Source organism: Ralstonia mojiangensis (genome assembly GCF_023955645.1).
Classification (GTDB): domain Bacteria; phylum Pseudomonadota; class Gammaproteobacteria; order Burkholderiales; family Burkholderiaceae; genus Ralstonia; species Ralstonia mojiangensis.
Genome location: NZ_JAMXHU010000012.1, coordinates 1 through 1,088 on the forward strand (window position 1 = coordinate 1; position 1,088 = coordinate 1,088).

A 1,088-nucleotide genomic window follows, 5' to 3' on the forward strand; every position below is an offset into this window, starting at 1 on the left:
ATGAAAACCAAAGCCGCCATCGCCTGGAAAGCCGGTGCTCCGCTCACTGTCGAGGAAGTGGACCTGCAAGGCCCGCGCGCCGGCGAAGTGCTCGTCGAGATCAAGGCGACCGGCATCTGCCATACCGATTACTACACGCTCTCGGGCACCGACCCCGAAGGCATCTTCCCGGCGATCCTCGGCCATGAAGGCGCGGGCGTCGTGCTGGAGGTGGGCGCAGGTGTCACGTCGTTGAAAGCCGGTGACCACGTGATTCCGCTTTACACGCCGGAATGCCGGCAGTGCAAGTTCTGCCTGTCGCGCAAGACGAACCTGTGTCAGGCCATTCGCGCCACGCAGGGCAAGGGCCTGATGCCGGATGGCACGTCGCGTTTCTCGCTCGACGGCAAGCCGCTGTTCCACTACATGGGCACGTCCACGTTTGCCAATCACATCGTGGTGCCGGAAATTGCGCTGGCAAAGATCCGCCCCGATGCGCCGTTCGACAAGGTCTGCTACATCGGCTGCGGCGTTACCACGGGCGTGGGCGCCGTGGTCTACACGGCCAAGGTGGAAGCTGGCGCCAACGTGGTCGTATTTGGCCTGGGCGGCATCGGGCTGAACGTAATTCAAGGCGCCAAGATGGTCGGCGCCGACAAGATCATCGGCGTGGATCTGAACCCCGCACGTGAAGCCATGGCCCGCAAATTCGGCATGACGCACTTCATCAACCCGAGCGATGTGGAGAACGTGGTCGATCACATCATCCAGCTCACCGACGGCGGCGCGGATTACTCGTTCGAGTGCATCGGCAACACGAAGGTCATGCGTCAGGCGCTGGAGTGCTGCCACAAGGGCTGGGGCCAGTCGATCATCATCGGCGTGGCCGAGGCGGGCGCGGAGATCAGCACGCGCCCGTTCCAACTCGTGACGGGTCGTGAGTGGAAGGGTTCCGCCTTCGGTGGCGCACGTGGCCGCACGGACGTGCCGAAGATCGTCGACTGGTACATGGAAGGCAAACTCAATATCGACGACCTCATTACGCACACGCTGCCGCTGGAGCGCATCAACGAGGGCTTCGAGCTGATGAAGCGCGGTGAGTCGATCCG

1 protein-coding gene is annotated in these 1,088 nt (G+C 63.0%); it reads left to right on the forward strand.

Going from position 1 to position 1,088, the window contains the following annotated elements; genetic code table 11:
* Nucleotides 1-1,088, forward strand: a 1,088-nt coding sequence (locus NG898_RS26030) for an S-(hydroxymethyl)glutathione dehydrogenase/class III alcohol dehydrogenase (protein ID WP_252695098.1), incomplete at both ends; no start/stop codon positions are given.